This window comes from Bradyrhizobium sp. URHA0013, assembly GCF_000518345.1.
Lineage (GTDB): Bacteria > Pseudomonadota > Alphaproteobacteria > Rhizobiales > Xanthobacteraceae > Bradyrhizobium.
This window is the reverse complement of record NZ_JADK01000009.1, coordinates 114,769-130,615: the sequence shown is the minus strand read 5'-3', so window position 1 is coordinate 130,615 and position 15,847 is coordinate 114,769. Positions and strand designations below refer to the sequence as shown.

Here is a 15,847-nt window from a genome sequence, read left to right as displayed (position 1 = left end):
TATGTCTTGCACGACAACAGGAGACGCTTTCATGAACATCAGGAACAGTCTTCTTACAGCACTGATCGCCTTCGGCGTTCTTGCGACCGGGCTTACGGAAAGCGCGGCAACGGAGGCGAAAGAACAGATCACGATTCTCTATGACGCCTTCGGCACAGATGAGGCGATGACGAAGGACTGGGGTTTCTCCGCCCTTGTCGAGATCGCGGGAAAACGCATCCTGTTCGATACGGGTAACGATCCCGAAATCTTCGCGGCGAACGTGAAAGCCAAGGGAGTTGATCTCTCGGACCTCGACTTTGTCGTTCTTTCACACCGCCACTCCGATCATATGGCCGGCTTGTCCTACCTCCTGAGCATCAATCCGACGGTCACGATCTACGCGCCAAAGGAAGGATTTGGCATCTACGGCTCGTCTCTGCCGTCCGGCTTCTACCGCAAGGACGAGGCTTTGCCGCCGGAGATGCGGTACTATGCAGGCAAGCCGCCCGCGGTGATGAAGTTCGGCACGGCATGGGCCCACGCGAACTTCGAACTGATCGATCAGACCACCGAGATCGCTCCCGGTATCACACTTATCTCGCTGATTTCCGACGCGCCGGGCACGAGAGAACTCAAGGAGCTGTCCTTGGCCGTCAACACGGCCGACGGCATGGTCCTTCTGGTCGGTTGTTCGCACCCCGGCATAGAGCGCATCGTCGAAGCGGCGACGGGTATCAATCCCAGGATTCATCTCATCGCGGGGGGATTTCATCTGGTCGTCGCACCTGACGAAGCTATCGCGAAAGCCGTTACCGCCCTGAAGGACAGGTTCAAGGTCGACAGCGTAGCCCCGGGACATTGCACCGGTGAGCCGACTTTTGCCGCGCTCAAGAAGGCGTTCGGCGACAACTATCTCTACGCAGGCCTCGGCACGTCGATTCCGGTTGCAACGGTTGCGGGCGTGAATGTCAGGCGCGGGGAAGGTCCGACGCTCGACGACCTTGCGACCTATCGCAAACTCGCTGGGCGCGAAGACCCGTTCGGCATATTGCGCTTGCGCAGCTCGCATTTGGCGCCCGCGCTTTAGGGCGCTGGCCCGCGGCTCGCACTTTAGATCATGCTGTGACCGGTAGGATTGGAACTGACACCGTCGCGTAGTGGTTAGTAGCGGAGTGAGGGAGTTGCGCCATGAGTAAGGCTATTCGCGAAGCCATCCATCATCCCCCGATCATCACTGTCGGCGAGCTCATCGATGAACTCTGCCGTCTGCCAGACACAGCGACGATCCAATTCCACTGCCCCATTCTCGAACAGGAACTTGCGTTCTACCGCCTTCGAAAGCGGTCAAAGGACGTGGTCGAAATCGAAGTCAATACCTATCCGGAAAGCCCGTCGGTCGTGCCATCGGCCAACGCCGCCTTACGTGCGCGAAAAAAGACCCATCATCCGCGCTCGCTCGGCAATGGCAGCGTTGCCCATAAGGTCTGAGATAGAAACCGACAGGTCCCGTCAGGTGTCGCGGCTTCGGACCGCGCGAAGGAAGTCCGGCCGACGCCTTCAGCCCGCGCAATACCAGCGCGAGAGTCAAGACGCTGCAGAACTATCATTATCTGATCAAGACGAAGACCGGCGCGCGCACGGATGCGCAGCTCGCGCGGCTCGCGCGGCTCGCAGCGGCTTGCGGGCTGACGAATTTCTGGCGTCGCTCGAGTTCCGTTACCCCGCGCGCCGAAGTTCCTCCGGCCGCAATGAAATCCAACCCAAAGCAAATCTCCGCCATCAACTCCGAGCAAATTCAACGTTAAGCGCGGCCACAGCGCGTCTCGCAAAGAGCTCCGCTGCTTTCAGGCCCCGCGACTGAGATGAAATCGGAGTGAAGCGACATGCACCAACTGCCAAACGACACTATCGCAGTCACCCTGCCAGAGTTCGGTCAATCCATGACCGTGCTCGGAGATCCCGGGTTGGCAACCGATGACTGGGGCGGAAACGATGCGTTGACGGCAGCCATATCGAGTCTCAACTCGAACGTGACGCTCGTTGGGGAAGACCTGGTGGCCATGCATGGCAATTCTCACGGAGGAAACGACAGTCTCGTGGTGAGCGTGGATGGCGGCTGGGATAGTGCCATCACCGTTGGTGATGCCCAATCCATGGCGGACAATACCCAGGGCGGGAACGACACCCTCAATGTCGATGCCCACAACTCGCTCTACACCAATGTTTATCTCTATGGCGACGTCCAGGGCGACATGTCGGGCAACGCGGGAGGCGGAAATGACACGCTGACGGCGTCGACCGGATGGAGATCGTTCGGGTCGCTCAGCGGAGACGCTGGAGGTGCCATGAGCGGCAATGCGCATGGCGGGAACGATACGCTGAGCGCCTATGGGATAAATGGCGGCGGCGACGCACTCAGCGGCGATGCCACGGGTGCCATGACTGACAACGCGGTCGGCGGAAACGACATCCTGACCTTTGCGGCGAGCAGTGACGCCCAGCTGGGAGGAGGAAGCCTGTCGGGCGATTCCGGAACGTCCATGTCCGACAATACCCAGGGCGGAAACGATATCCTCACTGCCGTCATCGATGGCGAGCGAGCTGCTTTCAGCACGACGTTGTACGGCGACGCTCCCACGATGTCGGGCAATGCTCACGGCGGGAACGACATCCTCACCGGCGGATCGAGCCCCGATCGCCTGGCGGGCGATGCGATGAGCTACGCTCCTTCCTCACCCGGCTCGATCACCGGAGGCACGGATACCCTCAACGGTGGTGGCGGCAATGATCTCTTGTGGGGCGGGCCGAACAACGACACGTTCGTGTTCAACACGGGCTCCGGCCAGGACATCATCAACGACTTCAATCAAGGCAACCAAGCTGTCGGCAGCACCACCAGCGAACATGACCTGATCAACCTGCATGACTACGGCTTCGCAGACTGGGCAGCCCTCTCCAGCCTCATTGGCGACAATAGCGCCGGCGATGCCGTGATCCACCTCACCGCCAACGATACCATCACGTTGGACGGCGTGCACACGGCGGCCCTGCATCCAGCGGACTTCGTCATCTGACGGCGCTCACAGCCAAGCAGGATGATGGGATGGTGGTCACGAGAGAATCGTCGAGGCCAGGCCCGTCATCCTGCCGATCGCCAAAGTCATGAGCAGGAGTGAATCAAGCCCCAAGCTGCGATGTACGCAGGCTCCGCAACCTCACGCCGCCTTCAGCCCGCGCAATACCAGCGCCAGCGTCGCATCGACGCGCGCCGCGAGATCGGCGTCCTTCCATTCGTCGGCATGAGCCGGATGGTGGAAGCGGACGGTGGCATCGAAGATCGCGCGTGCGGTGGCCTTGACGTCGTCCACGGCGAACACGCCCTGCGTCACGCCGTCGGTCAGGATCGCCGCGATCTGGTCGATCATCGTGTCCTTGTGACATTTGACGGCTGCACAGGCCTCGCGCGCCAGGGTCAGATAGGTGTCGAACATCTCGGGGTCGTCGAGCACGCGCGAACGCTTGGCGGCGAACAGGGTGCGCAGCCAGCGGTCGAGCCGCGCCGGGGCCGGGCCCTGCTCTTCGGCGAGCTGGCGTAAGGGCGCGTCGATGCGGTCCAGCCAGCGTTTTGCGACGGCCTCGCGCAACGAGGCCTTGCTCGGGAAATGGCGGTAGACGCTGCCGTGGCTCACATCGAGCGCACGGGCGACGTCGACTACGGTGGCCTTGGCGAGTCCGTAACGCCGCAGCACGTCCTCGGTGACTTCGAGGATCCGCTCCGGCGTCAAGATAACGGCTTCGTTCATGCCAGCACCATGTTCCCGTTGAGGGCTCAGTTACCCGGCGATGGAGCTGCTTCCGAAGCGCCCGTGCCGGTCGTTTCGGAAAGCTCTCGCCTTAATGAGGCAGTTTTGCAGCCTGCGCCGCGATCTGGCGCGCCACCAGTAAATTGAGCCAGTGCCCAATCGTCCCGGTCAAATTGATGATTTCGGTCGTCATTGTCGTAAGTCTCCAATCAATTGGCGGTCCCCGTTGTTCAATTGCGACCCTCAATCCCCCATTTGCTTGGGACGTCGGGCTCCCGGGATGCCGCCAGACGCCCCAATCGGAGCGTCCAGGAACGGATATACACGTCTCGCTGACAGATTTCAATATCTGTCAGTCAATGATCCGTGATTGACAGTTAATATCTGCGAGCTTCTCCCCTGAGGCCGGCTGCCCATCGCCCCGCCGCCGCCGGGCCGATGATCCTGTCCAGCCCAATCATCCCCCGCTACGTTGCCGGCGCCGTTTGTTTCGCCCTCCCCGCTCTGCTAGATCACGGCGTAAAAAGCATTTTGGCAGGTCGCCCCCTTCCGGGTCGCCCGCCCACCTTCCTGGAGCAGTCCAATGATCCCCCGCTATACCCGCCCGGAAATGGCCTCGATCTGGGAGCCGCAGACCCGGTTCAAGATCTGGTTCGAGATCGAGGCGCATGCGGCGGACGCCCTTGCCGAGCTCGGCACGATCCCCAAGGAGGCCGCCAAAACGGTCTGGGCCAAGGCCAAGGACGCCAGTTTCGACGTCGCCCGCATCGACGAGATCGAACGCGAGACCAAGCACGACGTCATCGCCTTCCTCACCCACCTCGCCGAGATCGTCGGCCCAGAGGCGCGCTTCGTCCATCAGGGCATGACCTCCTCCGACGTGCTCGACACTTGCCTCAACGTCCAACTCACCCGCGCCGCCGACCTGCTGCTCGCCGACCTCGACAAGGTGCTGGCGGCGCTGAAGAAGCGCGCCCTCGAGCACAAGATGACGCCGACCATCGGCCGCAGCCACGGCATCCACGCCGAACCCGTGACCTTCGGCCTCAAGCTCGCTTATGCCTATGCGGAATTCTCGCGCGCCAGGGAGCGCCTGATTGCGGCGCGGAAGGAAGTCGCCACCTGCGCCATCTCCGGTGCGGTCGGCACTTTTGCCCAGATCGATCCGCGCGTCGAACAGCATGTTGCGAAGGCCATGGGCCTCGTCCCCGAGCCGATCTCGACGCAGGTCATCCCCCGCGACCGCCACGCGATGTATTTCTCGACGCTCGGTGTGATCGCTTCCTCGGTCGAGCGTTTCGCGGTGGAGATCCGCCACATGCAGCGCACCGAAGTGCTGGAGGCCGAAGAGTTCTTCTCCGAAGGGCAGAAGGGTTCGTCCGCGATGCCGCACAAGCGCAATCCGGTGCTCTCGGAAAACCTCACCGGCCTGTCGCGCATGGTGCGCGCCTATGTGACGCCGGCGCTGGAGAACGTCGTGCTCTGGCACGAGCGCGACATTTCGCACTCTTCCGCCGAGCGCATGATGGGCCCCGACGCCACCGTGACGCTCGACTTCGCGCTGGTCCGCCTCGCCGGCCTGATCGACAAGCTGCTGGTGTACCCCGCTAACATGCAGAAGAACCTCGACCGCCTCGGCGGCCTCGTGCATTCGCAGCGCGTTCTGCTGGCGCTGACCCAGAAGGGCGCAAGCCGCGAGGACGCCTACAAGCTCGTGCAGCGCAACGCCATGCCGGTCTGGCGCGGCGAAGGCGACTTCCTCCAGCTTCTGAAGAAGGACGCTGACGTGAAGAAGTATCTCACCGACGCCGAGATCGAGGAGCAGTTCGACCTCGGTTATCACTTCAAGCACGTCGACACGATCTTCAAGCGCGTGTTCGGCGAGAGCTGAACGTCCTTCGTAGCCCGGGTGAGCGCAGCGATACCCGGGACTTCCCTCACAAAGATCCCGGATGTCGCTTCGCTCATCCGGGGCTACAAATCAAGGCGGACCTTCCTCATGCCCATCGTTAACCGCGTTGCCGCCCTCTCCGACGAAATGGCCGCCTGGCGCCATGACTTCCACGAGAACCCGGAGCTGCAATATGACGTCCACCGCACCGCCGGCATCGTCGCCGACCGCTTGCGCGAGTTCGGCTGCGACGAGGTGGTGACGGGGATCGGCCGCACCGGCGTCGTCGGTGTGATCCGCGGCCGCAAATCCGCCTCGGGCAAGACCATTGGCCTGCGCGCCGACATGGACGCGCTGCCGATCATGGAGACGTCGGGCGTCGCCTACGCCTCCAAGGTCCCCGGCAAGATGCACGCCTGCGGCCATGACGGTCACACCGCCATGTTGCTCGGCGCCGCCAAATATCTCGCCGAGACCCGCAACTTCGACGGCACCGCGGTCGTGATCTTCCAGCCCGCGGAAGAAGGCGGCGGCGGCGGCAAGGCGATGGTCGAGGACGGACTGATGACGCGCTGGAACATCCAGGAGGTCTACGGCATGCACAACATGCCGGGCCTGCCCGAGGGCCATTTCGCGACCACCCCTGGCGCGATGCTCGCCTCCTCAGACAACATCCAGATCACGGTCCACGGCAAGGGCGGTCATGCCGGCGCGGGTCCGCACAAGTCGATCGACAGCGTGCTGATCGGCGCGCAGATCGTCAACGCGCTGCAATCGATCGTCGCGCGCAACGTCGATCCGCTGAAGTCCGCCGTCATCTCGATCACGCAATTCCACTCCGGTACGGCCTTCAACATCATCCCAGAGATCGCCGAGCTCGGCGGCACCGTGCGCACGCTCGACCCTGAAGTGCGCGATCTCGTCGAGCGCCGCATCGGCGAAGTCGCCGACAGCGTCGCGCGCGCCTATGGCGGTTCGGCGGAAACCAAATACACGCGCATGTATCCGGTGACGATGAACCATGCGCGCGAGGCTGGCCTTGCCGCCGACGTCGCCCGCGACATCGTCGGCGCCGAGCGCGTCAACGACAAGTTCATTCCGATGATGGGCGCCGAAGATTTTTCCTTCATGCTGGAAGCGCGCCCCGGCGCGATGATCCTGGTCGGCATGGGCGACGGCAACGAGTGCCACCACCCGGCCTACGTCTTCAACGACAACATCTTGGGCCACGGCGCGTCCTATTGGGCGCGACTCGTCGAAACGCGGATGCCGGCGGGTTAGCGCAGGTCTCGTAGGGTGGGCAAAGCGAAAGCGTGCCCACCAGAGCCTTCTCCGCTGCGAATGGTGGGCACGGCGCTTTGCGCCTTTGCCTACCCTACAACACCACTCATCCCTGATATTGCAGCACGTGCATGCCGGCGTTCCAGTCGGAGACGAACATCAGCCCGTCCGGCCGGACATAGGCGTCGCAGGTCTTGGCCGCGAGCGCGACGTTCGGGCGGGGGTCGATGAGCTTTTTCGGTGTCGGCGGCACCCAATACGCGATCTCCTTCGGTACGAAGGCGTCCCTGATGTCGAACACCCTGACGCCGGCATTGTTGTAGGTCGCGAAGATCGTCTCCTCGCTCTGGAACGAGCCCGGGCGGTTCTCGTGCAGATTATGCGGCCCGAAGGTGCCGTTCGTGCAGAAGTCGCGGTCGCGCGGGGTCGGCAGGGTCGCGATCGGCACCGGGTTTCCAGGCGCGCGCACGTCGAGGACGAATGTATGGAACAGGCCTTTGGCGCACTGATCCGCATTGGCTTCGTCCGCGACGATCGCAAGCTGTCGCTTGGGCAGCGGCAGCGGCGTATGCGTGCCGCCGGCGAAGGGCGGCGACCAGTTGATGTGGGACAACAGCTTTGGATTCACGGGATCGCTGATGTCGTGGATGGTGAAGCCGCCATCGCGCCAGGCGGCGTAGCCGCGATCGCCCGCCGTGATCATGTGATGCAGCGCAAAGCGCTTGCCCTTGGGCGTCGCCGGCTCGCCGACCGCGCGGTTCATGCCCGGCAGCCACCATTTCGCGACGATCTCAGGCTTGGTGATGGTCTTGAGATCGACCACGCAAAGGATGTGGTCGGTGAACCCGTCGAGATGCGCTGACACATAGGCATAGCGTCCGCCTGGCCACCACAGCCGGTTGATGCCGAAGCCGGGCATTTCGAGGAACGCGATCTCGCGCATCTCGTTCGGTTTGGAGATGTCGTGGATCGAGAGACCGCAGCGGAATTTCTTGGCCTTGGTGATGCTGTCGACCAGCGTGTTCTCGAAATAGCCGCGCATGTTGTCGTACGACTGCATCGCGACGATATTGGCGCCGTTGGCAAGCAGCAGCAGGTCTTCCGCCACCTGTAAATGATGGGTGCGGGTGTATTGTCCTGCGGTGAAGAAATTGACCGGCTTCAGCGCACGCGGATCGGATGCGTCCAGGATCGTCACACCGTCACTGAACATGTGTCCGACATAGACGTGCTGCCGGTTGAACATCACCTGCACGCTGTCGGGCCGTCCGCCGATGTCGCTATAGGAGATGTGCTTGATGCCCTCGCCGATGCCTTCGGGGGGAATGTCTGCCTCCGAAGCCCCTGCGGACCTCGACCACCCAGGCAGCGCGGCGGATCCGAGCACGGCCGACAATTGCTGAAGGTGGCTGCGGCGCGAGAGTTGTGGCATCTGTTTCCCCCATTTTTGTCGGGATGATGCTCGCCTGCGACGAGGCATGCAAGCCTCGTGTCGTCCGCCCTCATCCACACGCGCACGACTCGCGCCGGATTCATGAGCGGACCGCGACGACGATCCGGCGGGGGGCTAATTACATATCTCGGTTCGTACCATGACGCCGGCGTTGTTCTTCACATAATCCATGTGACAGCCCTTTGCGACCGGTCTGCAGCCGGCGCCGTTGCAGACCATCTGGCCGGAGACTTGTGACTTTGGTGCCGTTGACTCGGTATTTCTGCGGTCGCTATCGCGCCTCCTCGAGTCCTCGCGCGTCGCGACCGGCTTCTTCTCCGGCACCTTCTCGCATTCGTTGTCATCGCCGACGCGATAGCCGGCGCGGCAGGTGATCTTCGCACATTGATCGCCGTCGGCCTTGAAGCCAAAATTGCATACGAGCGGGCAGACGCGTCCCGGCTTCGCCTTCAGCGCATCGAGAGCGTCGACACTCGCGAGCTTCGCGTCGAACTGGGTGCCGGCATATTTGTTGAACAACGTCAGAGAGCGCTGCGTTGCGGCGTTCCAGTCGCCGTCGGGGGCGGCCGAAAGACAGCCGACGCGGCGCAGTTCGCTCTGAACCGATTTCGCGAGATCGCCGGGCAGCGGGGAGCTTGGCGGCGACGCCAGCGCGGCCACCTTCCTGCTCTCGGCATCAGCCGCCTGCTTGTCCGCCGCCTGCTTCACTGCGGCATCGGTCGCCGCCTTCTCGAGCGCCCGCTTCTCCGCGAGCGACTTGGCCGCGGCGGCTTCCGCCGCCTTGCGATCTCGTTCGGCCGCTTCCGCTTTGGCCTGCTCGATCTGCTTGGCCTTCTCGGCCGCGATCCTCGCCTCTTCCGCGGCTTTCGCCGCGGCGGTGGCTTTCTCCAGCTCGGCCTTCTGGGCTCGGTCGGTCGCGAGCCTCGCCTTCTCCTGTTCGGCCACGCGAGCCTTCTCGGTCGCCGCCGTGCGATCCTCCTCGGCGGCAATCTTCTTCAGCTGCACGCGAGCGAGGTTGGCGTAAAAGCCGTCGGGATAGGTCTGGAGGAATGCTTCCCAGGCCTCGCGCAGGCCGGCCTGGAGGGCGAGCTCGTAGTCCTTGCGCACACTGTCCTGCGGATTTGCCTGCGGTCCGGCTGCGGCGACCGGCCTCACCGGCACCAGCGACACATCGCTGCCGCCCAGGGAGCCATAGACATACGGCTCCTGCTTGTTGCCGGTCTTCTTCAAGACGTCGTCACGGACAAAGCCGAACGCTTTGCGCAGGTCGAGCCCGGGCTTCGGCAGATGATCGGTCAACGCGACCGCGAACGGGCTGTTCCGGGAATCGCCATCCGATGCCGTCGACCCCGCCTTGGCCGCAAACGCAATCATCGTGTTCGGACTGGTCGGCTCGACCTTGGCAAGCCCGCCACCAATCGCGCGCGAGGCCAGGGTGCGCTTCATCGTCTTGGCGAATGGGTTGTCGCGGCACGCATCGAGGATGACAAGACGAAGTTGTTTGGCCGGTTCGACCGCATACAGCGCCCGATCGAGTGCGATCGTCTCATCGAGGACATCGCCGTCGGTTTCCAGCATGGCGTCGGTCGGAACGAGATAGTTGCTGCCGTCCAGCTCGATGCCGTGGCCCGCATAGTAGATCACGGCCATGTCGGCATCGCGCGTCCTGGCCGCGAACTCGCGTAGGGATCGCCGCATTTCGCTGGCGTTGAGGTCCAGCCTGATCTCGACCGTATCGAAGCCCGCATTCCTGAACATGCTGCCGACCAGCCCGGCGTCGTTCACCGGGTTCGCGAGCCGCGGCGCGTTCTTGTAGGCGGAATTGCCGATCACGAGCGCAACGCGCTTGTCCGCGAGGGCAGCGCCGCACCCGAACCAAATGCCGAATATCAAAATCAATAGGCTTCGAACAATCATGAAAAACGCCCAGGCCTATGCGGCCATTCCGATGATACCCTAATTGCAGACTTCTTTCGTCCGGCCAGACATCACTGAGCTCGCATCAGAAGTACTGGCCCGTTCTATTCTGCATCCCTTGCCGACAGGACGGCAGCCAGCGGAATTGCAAAATATCTGGCCAGATGCTTGCGGCTTCGATGGCGTCGACTCTGTGTCCTTGCGATCCTGGTCACGCTTCTTCGAATCCTCGCGCGTCGCCACCGGCTTCTTCTCTGGGACCTTCTCGCAGTCGTTGTCGTCACCGACGCGATAGCCGGCGCGGCAGGTGATCTTCACGCATTGATCGCCGTCCGCCTTGGAGCCGAAATTGCAAATGAGCGGGCAAACGCGTCCGGGCTTTGCCTTCAGTGCATCCAGCGCGTCGACGCTTGCGAGCTTGGCGTCGAATTGGGTGCCGGCATATTTGTTGAACATGGCCAGCGAACGCTGCGATGCTGCGCTCCAATCGCCGTCGGCGGTGGCGGACACGCAGCCGACGCGGCGCAATTCACTCTGCACGGATTTTGTCAGATCAGCCGCCGACAATGTGGATGCCGGCGCCGGTGAAAGGGCTGCAACTTTTTGCTCGACCTCAGGCATCTGCCGATCGACCGTCGGCTTTGCCACCTGCTCCGCCTTCTCGGCGGCCTGCTTGGCGGCCTGCTTGGCGGCAAGCTCGGCCTTGGCCTTCTCCGCCGCCTGCTTCTCGGCCTGTGCTTTCGCCGCGGCAGCTTCGGCCAGCTTGCGCTGCTGCTCGGCCGCATCCGTCCTCGCCTGCTCGATCTGCTTCTGCTTCTCCGCCGCGATCCGGGCCTCTTCGGCGGCTTTGGCCGCCGCGGCCGCCTTGTCCTGCTCGGCCTTCTGGGCACGTTCGGAAATGAGCCTTGCCTTCTGCTGCTCGGCCGCGTTCGCCTTTTGCTCGGCCGAGGCGCGCGTCTCTTCAGCGGCGATCTTGTTCATCTGGCCCTTGGCGAGATTCGCATAGAACCCCTCGGGATATTGCGCCAGGAAGGCTTCCCAACCGTCGCGCGTGGCCAGCTGCAGCGCGAGCTCGTAATCCCTGCGAATAGAATCCTGCGGGTTGGCCTGCGGCCCGGTCGCTGCGGGCTTGGTCGCGACCAGCGGTACGTCGTCGCCACCGAGCGAGCCATAGACGTAGGGCTCCTGCTTGTAGCCGGTGCTCTTGAGCACGTCGTCGCGCACGAAGCCGAACGCCTTGCGCAGGTCGAGGCCCGGCTTGGGCAGGTGCTCGACCAAAGCGACGGCGAACGGGCTGTTCCTGGAGTCACCGTCAGACGCGGTCGAACCGGCCTTCGCGGCGAAGGCGATCATGGTGTTGGGGCTGGTCGGCTCGACCTTGGCAAGCCCGCGTCCGATCGCGCGCGAGGCCAGCGTCCGCTTCATGGTCTTGGAAAACGGATTGTCGCGGCACGCGTCCAGGATGATCAGGCGCAGCTGCTTGGCCGGCTCGACCGCGAACAGCGCACGCTCCACCGGGATGGTCTCGTCGAGCACGTCGCCATCCGTCTCCAGCGTCGCGTCGATCGGAATGAGATAGTTTGTGCCTTCCAGCTCGATGCCGTGGCCGGCGTAATAGATTACGGCCATGTCGGCATCGCGGGTCCTGCCGGCGAACTCACGCAACATGCGCCGCATCTCGCTCGCGCTGAGATCCAACCTGACGTCGACGGAATCAAAGCCGGCCTTCTTGAACATGCCGCCGACCAGAGTGGCATCGTTGACGGGATTGCCGAGCTTGGGCGCACTCTTGTAGGCGGAATTGCCAATGACAAGCGCCACCCGCCGGTCCGCATGGGCCGGTCCGCAGGCGAGGCCAATGGCCAAAATCAACAAAGCAAATATCCGAAACGGAATCACTTGCGTCCCCCCGGATGCAATTCCATGAGACTATTCGGTAGCATCGCCGATTGCCAATTCTTCCTATGTGATACTTGTCACATAGGGGGCTCTATCGGGGGTATGGCTAATGCAGCGAAGCGTCGCCCTGCTTTCGAGCTGACACCGAAGCCGTCCGTTGGGTCCGTTACATCTGCACCACCTCGTGGCGCATCACGAACGGTGCAAGCAGTGCGTGCACCTCGCGCGCAACCGCTTCGCGCTGATCCGCCGGCAGGCCCGCCAGCGTTACGGTGGCGATCGAGCCGTGGCTGCCGTGAGCGCCGACCCTGACCTTGCAGTCGATGCCGCGCTCAGTGAGCGGTGTCAGCACCTTCGTGAACACGCGCTGGGCTGCGTCCCAGCGCAGCTGCGGCTTGAACACTTTGCCGACGCCGGTCACCGGCATCGGATCGATCGGGATGACCTGCACCGGGACAGCCGCGCGCTCCGGAGTACGCTCGCGCACCCACGTCTCCAGCTCCCCCGGCTCGACGGTCGCGCCCGGCTTCAGCTGCACATATCCCACCGGCAGTTCGCCGGCATAGGCGTCGGGTTGGCCGACCACCGCGGCAAAGCCGACGGCGGGATGGCGGAACATGATCTCCTCGATCGGTGCCGGATCGATGTTGTGACCGCCGCGGATCACGAGATCCTTGGCGCGACCGGTGATCCAGAGATAACCGTCAGCATCGAGCCGGCCAAGATCGCCGGAATTGACCCAGACCTCGTCGACGAAAGCACCCTTGTTGTGCTCGTCGTGGAGATAGCCGCCGAACACGCCGGGCCCGGCCATGATGACGACGCCGATCTCGTCCGGCGCGCAGTCGCGGATCAGCTTGCCGTCAGCATCGAGCTGGACGATGCGGACCCGCGCGTAAGGCATGGGAAGGCCGACCGAACCGAGTCGGATCGGGCGCGACGGATAGGCCAGCGTGTGAACGCTCGAGGTCTCGGTCATGCCGTAGACCTCGACGACAGGCAGCTTGAGCTTGTCCTGGATCGCAGACCCCACCGCGACCGGGATCGCGGAGCCGCCACCGGCTGCATATTTCAGGCTGGAGATGTCGGCATTGCCAGGCGGCACCGCGAGCGTTGCGGCGAGCACCGTCGGCACGCTCGACAGCGCTTCGGGCTTGAAGCGCTCGACCAGTTGCCAGATGTTCTTCACCGCATTCGGATTGCGCCATCCGCTCGGCGACAGCACGACCAGCGAACCGCCGGCCGACAGCGTCGTCAGCACCTGCGTCAACGAGCCCCCGACGTGAAACAGCGGCATGCCGAACAGCATGTTGGCGCCCGGCTTCGACTCCAGCAGCAGATTGAGCGCCCAGGCTTGATACACTTGGTTGGCATGCGTGTGCCGCACCAGCTTTGGCGTGCCGGTGGTGCCGCCGGTGTGGAAATAGGCGGCGATGTCGCTGCCCAGAATCTTGCGCCCACTGATAAGGCGGTCCGAAGGCTGCTGCTTGATCAGGTCGTTGAACGCAAGGATTCCCCTCGCTGGATCGCCAGCACCGAACACCTGCACGATCGCCTTGAGGTGCTTGAGTTGCGGCCTGATCTGCTCGACTTTCTGCCAGATGTCGGTGCCCGGCATCGGCCCGAGCGCCACCAGGACTTTTGTGTTCGCGGCCTCCAGAATTTCCGCGATCTGGTGCGGCTCCAGGAGCGGATTGACGGGATTGGCGATGCCGGCGGCCTCCGCTCCGAACAGGGTTACGAAGGCGTCCGGTACCAGCGGCAGCATGAAGCTGACGACGTCGCCCTTCTCCACGCCAAGCGCGTGAAACATGTTAGCGGCCTGCGTGACGCGCGCGATGAAGTCGCGGTACGTGACCACGACCGGCGAGTCGGCGGGATCGGCGTTTTGCAGGAACTGGAGCGCCGGTCCGTCGGGGTTACGGGCCGCACCCAGCCTTATGGCATCGTAAGTGCTCTCGGCCGCGACGCGATCGGCGTAAGGGACCTGCTCGAAGGCCCGAACCTCTGCGTCCGTCGCCAGGTCCGGATAGTCGTTGCCGATGAAGCGATCGAGCGCGTGGATGCCCGCCATGGAATTCCGTCCTCCCTCAGATGCATGTCCCCGCGCCCTGTCTTTTGACTTTTTGGGTTGGCGAGACCTCGACCGATGGCCGGCCGAGCACGGGCAGAATGATGGATGATTTGGCGTTCGTCCATGACCTAACGGCCGCCGTAATCGGGCTCTGGTGAGAGGCTTTTGAACCTGCGCGCCAGATCCGGGGACCAAGAACTGGCATTGGACTCACATACCGGTGTCCTTGCCAGCGCCCTGGCGCAAGACTTGAGGTGATCATGACTACGCTCCCGCGGGATTGCGCTACCCGACTGTTCATCGCGCTCGCCGTGACAGCAGGGATCATGACATCGGTGCTCGCCCTGCCCCGCGCCGCACACGCCGAGGACGGCCAGATCGACAAGATGCGCGCCAAGATATCGGCCTTCATCAGCGACAAGATGGAGAAGCTCGGCGGGTCCCGCATCGTCTACAAGGTGGACACCGATGGCCTGCGCGAGAGCGTCGTCACGGATTTGCGCGACGACGTCTACAAGAACCTGCGCGACGGCAAGATCGCCTTCTCCGGCCTTGCGATCCGCGACGGCGGCGTCGAGTTGAAGATCGCGGACGCCAAGGGCCGCGAGCAGCTTGCGCGCAAGCTCGCGTCAGCCGCGGAGGGATTGCCGTCGCATGCACTCGCCGTGACCGACGGCGGCGACGGACTGGTCAGGCTCGCGCCGACCAATGCGGCATCCGCCGCGCGGCTGCACGAACTCGTCGAAGATGCCATCGCAATGATCGAGCAGCGTCTGAAGGAGGCCGGCGTCCAGCTCGCCAGCGTCCAGCCCGATGGGACCGACCGCATCCGCATCTTCCTGCCCGGTGTGATGGAGCCCGAGCGCGTCACCGCGGTCTTCGCCCGAAGGGTCAAGGTCGGCTTCCGCCTGATCGACCTCTCGATGCCGCCGGACCAAGCGCAATCCGGCACGCCGCCGGCTGGCACGGAAGTCCTGCCCGGCTTCAAGGACAAGAGCCTTTATCTGGTCGCCAAGGACAGCGTGCTCGACGGCGACGACATCAGCTATGCGGGCCCGGGGTTTGCGAGCGCCACGAAAGAGCCGATCGCCTCGTTCCGCTTCAACGGCCGCGGCACGCGGCGCTTTGCCCACATCACCGAAGAGAATATTGCAAAGCCCTTTGCCATCGTGCTCGACGGCAAGGTGATCTCCGCCCCCGTGATCCGCGAGCCCATCACCGGCGGCTCGGGCCAGATCTCCGGCAATTTCACCCTGGAGGAAGCAAACAGCGTCGCCATGCTGCTGCGCGCCGGTTCGCTGCCCGGGCACCTCAGCCTGGTCGAGCAGCAGGTCGTGCAGCCCGCCGCCAAACCCTAAGAGCGGGGATCGCCCCACGCCCACGCCTGGTCCCGCCCCCGCCCTATCCGGCGCCGAGGTCCACCACGCCGAGGCTCGTACCCGGTGAGCCCCGAATCGCGGGCGCACCACGGCCATACCCACCGCCAAACAGGCAATTGCCGAAACGCCCGATCAGGCTAAAATTTGCCTCTTGCGGCACGGCGGCCC

General features: G+C 63.6%; 11 protein-coding genes and 1 pseudogene. 7 read left to right on the top strand and 5 right to left on the bottom strand.

The window, feature by feature from the left end:
• The first annotated feature begins 31 nt into the window (after nucleotides 1-31).
• The 4 genes and pseudogenes from N551_RS0115450 (at nucleotide 32) to N551_RS0115440 (ending at nucleotide 3,056) form a co-directional block, all read left to right on the top strand.
• Complete coding sequence (locus N551_RS0115450; RefSeq protein WP_027567690.1) at nucleotides 32-1,069, top strand: MBL fold metallo-hydrolase; 1,038 nt, start codon at nucleotides 32-34, stop codon at nucleotides 1,067-1,069.
• Between the two features lie 101 nt (nucleotides 1,070-1,170).
• Nucleotides 1,171-1,470, top strand: coding sequence for a hypothetical protein (locus N551_RS0115445; protein WP_007612080.1), 300 nt, complete (start codon nucleotides 1,171-1,173; stop codon nucleotides 1,468-1,470).
• A 95-nt stretch (nucleotides 1,471-1,565) separates the two neighbouring features.
• A pseudogene (locus N551_RS39285) lies at nucleotides 1,566-1,673 on the top strand (DNA-binding response regulator); the annotation flags it as partial.
• Nucleotides 1,674-1,865: 192 nt separating this feature from the next.
• Nucleotides 1,866-3,056, top strand: a complete 1,191-nt coding sequence (locus N551_RS0115440; RefSeq protein ID WP_027567689.1) for a calcium-binding protein — start codon at nucleotides 1,866-1,868, stop codon at nucleotides 3,054-3,056.
• 141 nt (nucleotides 3,057-3,197) lie between these two features.
• On the opposite strand, the gene N551_RS0115435 is transcribed toward N551_RS0115440, so the two are convergent.
• Nucleotides 3,198-3,785 (bottom strand): TetR family transcriptional regulator, encoded by a 588-nt coding sequence (locus N551_RS0115435; RefSeq protein ID WP_027567688.1) that lies wholly within the window; start codon nucleotides 3,783-3,785, stop codon nucleotides 3,198-3,200.
• A 583-nt stretch (nucleotides 3,786-4,368) separates the two neighbouring features.
• Here N551_RS0115435 and purB point away from each other — a divergent pair.
• Together purB and N551_RS0115420 are read left to right on the top strand one after the other, a co-directional pair.
• Entirely contained in the window at nucleotides 4,369-5,676 is a 1,308-nt protein-coding gene (gene purB / locus N551_RS0115425) for an adenylosuccinate lyase (RefSeq protein ID WP_027567687.1), read from the top strand.
• A gap of 108 nt (nucleotides 5,677-5,784) precedes the next feature.
• Nucleotides 5,785-6,957 carry a M20 aminoacylase family protein gene (locus tag N551_RS0115420; protein ID WP_007612084.1) on the top strand — a complete coding sequence of 391 codons (1,173 nt, stop codon included), beginning with the start codon at nucleotides 5,785-5,787 and terminating at the stop codon, nucleotides 6,955-6,957.
• 106 nt (nucleotides 6,958-7,063) lie between these two features.
• Here N551_RS0115420 and N551_RS0115415 read toward each other — a convergent pair whose 3' ends face one another.
• From N551_RS0115415 to N551_RS0115400, 4 genes are all read right to left on the bottom strand, one after another.
• On the bottom strand, nucleotides 7,064-8,389 hold the full coding sequence (locus N551_RS0115415) for an LVIVD repeat-containing protein (protein ID WP_027567686.1): 1,326 nt from the start codon (nucleotides 8,387-8,389) through the stop codon (nucleotides 7,064-7,066).
• A gap of 135 nt (nucleotides 8,390-8,524) precedes the next feature.
• Nucleotides 8,525-10,327, bottom strand: coding sequence for a caspase family protein (locus N551_RS35525; RefSeq protein ID WP_035961413.1), 1,803 nt, complete (start codon nucleotides 10,325-10,327; stop codon nucleotides 8,525-8,527).
• A 39-nt stretch (nucleotides 10,328-10,366) separates the two neighbouring features.
• Complete coding sequence (locus tag N551_RS0115405) at nucleotides 10,367-12,226, bottom strand: caspase family protein (RefSeq protein WP_027567685.1); 1,860 nt, start codon at nucleotides 12,224-12,226, stop codon at nucleotides 10,367-10,369.
• 166 nt (nucleotides 12,227-12,392) lie between these two features.
• Entirely contained in the window at nucleotides 12,393-14,300 is a 1,908-nt protein-coding gene (locus N551_RS0115400) for an acyl-CoA synthetase (protein ID WP_027567684.1), read from the bottom strand.
• A gap of 260 nt (nucleotides 14,301-14,560) precedes the next feature.
• Between N551_RS0115400 and N551_RS0115390 the strand changes: the two genes are divergently transcribed.
• Complete coding sequence (locus N551_RS0115390) at nucleotides 14,561-15,658, top strand: preprotein translocase subunit SecD (protein WP_027567683.1); 1,098 nt, start codon at nucleotides 14,561-14,563, stop codon at nucleotides 15,656-15,658.
• The last annotated feature ends 189 nt before the right edge of the window (nucleotides 15,659-15,847 follow it).

Coding starts and splice junctions, on each gene's coding strand:
- N551_RS0115450 (WP_027567690.1), top strand. CDS start 32: ATGAACATCAGGAACAGTCTTCTTACAGCACTGATCGCCTTCGGCGTT.
- N551_RS0115445 (WP_007612080.1), top strand. CDS start 1,171: ATGAGTAAGGCTATTCGCGAAGCCATCCATCATCCCCCGATCATCACT.
- N551_RS0115440 (WP_027567689.1), top strand. CDS start 1,866: ATGCACCAACTGCCAAACGACACTATCGCAGTCACCCTGCCAGAGTTC.
- N551_RS0115435 (WP_027567688.1), bottom strand. CDS start 3,785: ATGAACGAAGCCGTTATCTTGACGCCGGAGCGGATCCTCGAAGTCACC.
- purB (WP_027567687.1), top strand. CDS start 4,369: ATGATCCCCCGCTATACCCGCCCGGAAATGGCCTCGATCTGGGAGCCG.
- N551_RS0115420 (WP_007612084.1), top strand. CDS start 5,785: ATGCCCATCGTTAACCGCGTTGCCGCCCTCTCCGACGAAATGGCCGCC.
- N551_RS0115415 (WP_027567686.1), bottom strand. CDS start 8,389: ATGCCACAACTCTCGCGCCGCAGCCACCTTCAGCAATTGTCGGCCGTG.
- N551_RS35525 (WP_035961413.1), bottom strand. CDS start 10,327: ATGATTGTTCGAAGCCTATTGATTTTGATATTCGGCATTTGGTTCGGG.
- N551_RS0115400 (WP_027567684.1), bottom strand. CDS start 14,300: ATGGCGGGCATCCACGCGCTCGATCGCTTCATCGGCAACGACTATCCG.
- N551_RS0115390 (WP_027567683.1), top strand. CDS start 14,561: ATGACTACGCTCCCGCGGGATTGCGCTACCCGACTGTTCATCGCGCTC.